This window comes from Streptomyces novaecaesareae, assembly GCF_000716875.1.
Lineage (GTDB): Bacteria > Actinomycetota > Actinomycetes > Streptomycetales > Streptomycetaceae > Kitasatospora > Kitasatospora novaecaesareae.
On the sequence record NZ_JNWQ01000165.1, the window covers coordinates 1 to 4,344 of the forward strand.

A 4,344-nucleotide genomic window follows, 5' to 3' on the forward strand; every position below is an offset into this window, starting at 1 on the left:
CCACGCAAGACGCTCGGCTGGGATACCCCAGCCGAGCGTCTACGTGATCTACTCACCACCTGAAACCAAGTGGTGTTGCGACGACCCCTTGAACCCAAGGAGCCCGGGGGCCTCCTCGCGTCCCGGCCCGCCGTGTCCGGGGGCGGGGAAGGGTTCAGGCGCGGCCGAGCAGGGCCAGCGCCGTGCCGACGGCCTCGCGCAGCAGCAGGTACGGGCCGTGCGCCAGCGGTCCGTCCGCGCCGAGCACCTCGGCGGGGACGCCGGCCCGGCGGGCGGCGAGCCCGGAGCGGACGGTGTGGAAGCCGCTGGTGACCACCGTGCACCGGTAGCCGGGCCGCTCGGCGGCCATCAGGGCGGCGCTGAAGCGGAGGTTCTCGGCGGTGTTCACGGCCCGCTCCTCGCGCCGGATCCGCTCGGCCGGCACGCCCCGGGCGACCAGGTAGCGGGCCATCGCGGCGGCCTCGGTGCACTCCTCGTGCGGGCCCTTCCCGCCGGTGACCAGGACCAGCGGCGCGTACCCGGCGGCCTCCTCGGCGGCGAAACGTTTCAGCGCAGCGTCCAGCCGGGCCCTCAGGGTGGGCGCGGGCTCGCAGCCGTCCAGCGCGGCCCCCAGCACGACCAGGTAGTCGGAGCCGACCGGTGCGGGGCGGCGGCGCTGCTGCAGCGACAGGCCGAGGAAGCCGAGCAGCCAGAGCAGGACGTACCCGCAGAGCAGGACGGCGGCGATCAGCAGGGCGTGCATATCCGTTCGAACGCGTACGGCGGAACCCCCGTTCCGGATGCGGAACGGGGGTTCTCGGGAACGGGGGTTCCGCGGCGGCGCCGGGGCCCTGGGCTCAGCCCGCCTCGGCCGCCGGTGCCGTCGCCGCCGTCGCGGCCGGGGCCGTCGGTTCGGTCGGGGCCGCGCCCGGTCGCCGGTCGCGCTTGTGCAGCGAGGCCAGGTAGGCGTTGTACGCCTCCAGCTCGGCGTCGCCGGAACGCTCCTCGGCGCGGTCGCGGCGGCGGGCCTGCCGCTGCTCGGAGCCCATCCACTGGTAGACCAGCGCGATCAGCACGATCGCGGTCGGGATCTCGCCGAACGCCCAGGTGATCCCGCCGGCCAGTTTCTGGTCCTCCAGCAGGTTCGTCCCGGGCGGTGCGCCCTCCACGGTGAAGGTGGTGACCAGCGGGTGGCCGGCCATCATCACCGCCACGCCGAAGAAGGCGTGGAACGGCATCCCCATGAACAGCTCGATGATCCGCATCACGTGGCCGGGGCGGTTCGGGCCCGGGTCCACGCCCATGATCGGCCAGAAGAAGGCCAGACCGGTGAAGAGGAAGTGCACCATCATGAAGATGTGCCCGAGGCGGTACTGCATCAGGAAGTCGAACAGCGGGGTGAAGTAGACCCCGTACAGGCTCGCGATGAACATCGGGATGGTGAACGCCGGGTGCGAGATCACCTTGACGTACCGGCTGTGCAGCAGCGCCACCAGCAGCTCGCGGGGGCCGCGCGGGCGGCCCTTGCCGGTCGGGCGCAGAGCGCGCAGCGCCAGCGTGATCGGGGCGCCCAGCAGCAGCAGGATCGGCGTCAGCATGGAGAGCACCATGTGCTGGATCATGTGCGCGCTGAACAGCACCATGCCGTAGTCGTTCAGCCCGGTGCAGGTGACCAGCAGCATGCTGGCGACGCCGGCCGCCCAGCCCACCATCCGGCCGATCGGCCAGCGGTCGCCGCGCCGGTACAGCCGGACCACGCCCGCCGCGTAGAGCCCCAGGACGACCAGGCCGCCGAGCAGGAACACCCAGTCCGGGGACCAGGTCCACAGGTTGGAGAAGGTGAACGGGCCTAGCTGGGTCATCCCGCCGTGGTGCTGCATTCCTGACATTCCGTCGCCCATCGGCGGGTCCTGCTTTCCGTCCTCGTGGTCCCTGGTGCGGGTCCGGTTCGCCCGTTTTGCTTGGGCTACAGCCTAGGTGGGCCTTACCTCGGGCCGTGCCCCCACCCCCTCCGTACGGGTGTCCCGTCCTGCTCTCCTCCCTGCCTGACCCCTGCCTGCCCCCCCGGCTGGCCCCGGTCTCGCCCCGCCTCCCCGGCGGGCCGGGCGGTGGCCGCTGGCTAGACTGGTCGGCTGGTCGGCAGGGAGGGCCAGTACATGGCAGCGGAACAGGGACCCGCGGCGGGAACCACGGTGGCACTGACCGGAGCCACCGGCTTCATCGGCGCCGGGGTACTGGCGGCGCTCGGAGCGCGCGGCGTACGGGTGCGCGCACTGGCCCGCAAGGTGCCCGAGAACGCCGACCCCGGCGCCGCCTGGGTGCCGGGCGACCTCGCCGACGCGACGGCGCTGGCGGCCCTCTGCGAGGGCGCCGGGGTGCTGATCCACCTGGCCTCCCGGGTCCACGGCTCCGCCGCGGAGTGCGAGGCGGTGAACGACCGGGGCACGGCCGCGCTGATGGCCGCCGCCACCCGCGCCGGGGTGCCCACGATCGTCCACCTCTCGACGACGGCCGTGTACGGGGAGGGCCCGCACGCGGGCATCGACGTGGACGAGGTGCAGCCCGCCCCGCTGTCCGAGGCCAGCCGCACCCGGCTGATCGGCGAGCGGCACGCCCTGGAGGCCGGCGCGTGCGTGCTGCGCCCCGGGCTGGTCACCGGGACGGGCGACCGCTGGGTGGTGCCCGCCCTGGCCGAGGTGGTCCGCCGGGTGCCGGTCCGCTGGGCGGGCGGCGAGGCCCGGATCTCGGTGGTGGACCGCAGCGACCTGGCCCGGCTGATCACCGCGCTCGCCCTGGACGGGCGGACCGCCCCGACCGGCGTCCACCACGCCTCCCACCCCGACCCGGTCCGCAGCAGCGACCTGATCACCGCACTGGCCGCACTCGGCCTGCTGCCCGCCCCGGACGGCCCGGACGTGCCGTGGGAGGAGTGCCGGCGGCTGCTGGCCGCCGCCCCCGGCCGGGTCTCCGAGCGCCAGTTCGCCATGGTCGCCCGTGACCACTGGTACCGCAGCGAGGCCGTCTGGCGCCTGGCCGCCTGCCCGCCCGGCCCCGGCCCGCTCGCCCGCCTCCCCGAGGCCGCCGCGTGGTACCGCCGGGCGCTCAGCGAGTAGGGCGTGGTGGGTCAGCTGCGGGGGACCAGGGTGTTCTCGCTGCGCCGCCCGGCGGCGAAGTCGTCGATGTTGCGGGCGGTGGCGTCGATGATCTGCCCGACGGCGGTGCGGGTGAAGTAGGCCTGGTGGCTGGTGACCAGGACCTGCGGGAAGGTGACGAGGCGGGCGAGGGTGTCGTCGGTGATGCCCTCGGTGGAGCGGTCGGTGAAGAAGAGTCCGGTCTCCTCCTCGTACACGTCCAGGCCGACGCCCGACAGCCGCCCGGCGCGCAGGGTCTCGACCAGGGCGGCGGTGTCGACCAGGCCGCCGCGGCTGGAGTTGACGAGGATCGCGTCGTCCTTCATCCGGGCCAGCGCGCCCGCGTCGATCAGGTGGTGGGTGGCGGGCAGCAGCGGGACGTGCAGGCTCACCAGGTCGGCGCGGGCGAGGAGTTCGGGCAGTTCGGTGTACGTCATGCCGAGCGCGCGGCAGGCCGGGTTCTCCGCGATGTCCCAGCCGAGCAGGTCGGCGCCGAAGCCGGCGGCGATCCGGGCGAAGCACTCGCCGATCTTGCCGGTGCCGATCACGCCGACCGTCATCCCGTGGACGTCCCGGCCGAGCAGGCCGTCGAGGCGGAAGTCGAACTCGCGGGTGCGGTTGGCGGCGCGGGTGAGGCGGCGGTTGACGGCCAGTGCGAGCGCCCAGGCGTGCTCGGCGACGGCGTACGGGCTGTAGTGCGAGACCCGGGCGACGGTGAGGCCGAGCCGGGCGGCGGTGTCCAGGTCGATGTTGTTGAAGCCGGTGGAGCGTTGGGCGATCAGCCCGGTGCCGCCGGCGGCCAGCACCGCGAGCGTTCCGGCGTCCAGGACGGCGTTGACGCTGCTGCTGACCACCGGGTAGCCGGCGGCGAGCGGGGCGGTGTCCCGGTTCAGGAACACGTCCAGGCAGCGCAGCCCGTGCCGGCCGGCGAAGGCCCGTTCCAACAGCGGCCGTTCGTCGGTCTGCACCCCGTACGCGAGGATCTCCATGCGGTCCCTCCGGTCGGCTCCCGTGGCCATTCCTGCGGCCACGCTAGCGGGAGGGGCGGGTGGTCGCCCGCCGGACGTGCGAAGACCCCCGGACGTGCGAAGGCCCCCGGACCGTACGGCGAAGGCCCCTGGACCGTACGGCGGGGTCTTGGGTTCAAGGGGTCGTCGCAACACCACTTGGTTTCAGGTGGTGAGTAGATCACGTAGACGCTCGGCTGGGGTATCCCAGCCGAGCGTCTTGCGTG

General features: G+C 73.9%; 4 protein-coding genes. 1 reads left to right on the top strand and 3 read right to left on the bottom strand.

The annotated features are described in order from the left end of the window. Positions 1-154: 154 nt before the first annotated feature. Together OP86_RS32065 and OP86_RS32070 are read right to left on the bottom strand one after the other, a co-directional pair. Positions 155-742: a YdcF family protein gene (locus tag OP86_RS32065; RefSeq protein WP_051831156.1), complete on the bottom strand. Its 588-nt coding sequence runs from the start codon at positions 740-742 to the stop codon at positions 155-157. Between the two features lie 94 nt (positions 743-836). After that, positions 837-1,859 carry a cytochrome c oxidase assembly protein gene (locus OP86_RS32070; RefSeq protein ID WP_078589591.1) on the bottom strand — a complete coding sequence of 341 codons (1,023 nt, stop codon included), beginning with the start codon at positions 1,857-1,859 and terminating at the stop codon, positions 837-839. A 312-nt stretch (positions 1,860-2,171) separates the two neighbouring features. On the opposite strand from OP86_RS32070, the gene OP86_RS32075 reads away from it, so the two are divergent. Then, on the top strand, positions 2,172-3,092 hold the full coding sequence (locus OP86_RS32075) for an NAD-dependent epimerase/dehydratase family protein (RefSeq protein ID WP_234435136.1): 921 nt from the start codon (positions 2,172-2,174) through the stop codon (positions 3,090-3,092). A gap of 11 nt (positions 3,093-3,103) precedes the next feature. On the opposite strand, the gene OP86_RS32080 is transcribed toward OP86_RS32075, so the two are convergent. Next, positions 3,104-4,099 (bottom strand): 2-hydroxyacid dehydrogenase, encoded by a 996-nt coding sequence (locus OP86_RS32080; protein ID WP_030055154.1) that lies wholly within the window; start codon positions 4,097-4,099, stop codon positions 3,104-3,106. Positions 4,100-4,344 lie beyond the last annotated feature (245 nt).

Excerpts from the sequence above, each read along its gene's own strand:
- OP86_RS32065 (WP_051831156.1), bottom strand. The coding sequence starts at position 742 with ATGCACGCCCTGCTGATCGCCGCCGTCCTGCTCTGCGGGTACGTCCTG.
- OP86_RS32070 (WP_078589591.1), bottom strand. The coding sequence starts at position 1,859 with ATGCAGCACCACGGCGGGATGACCCAGCTAGGCCCGTTCACCTTCTCC.
- OP86_RS32080 (WP_030055154.1), bottom strand. The coding sequence starts at position 4,099 with ATGGAGATCCTCGCGTACGGGGTGCAGACCGACGAACGGCCGCTGTTG.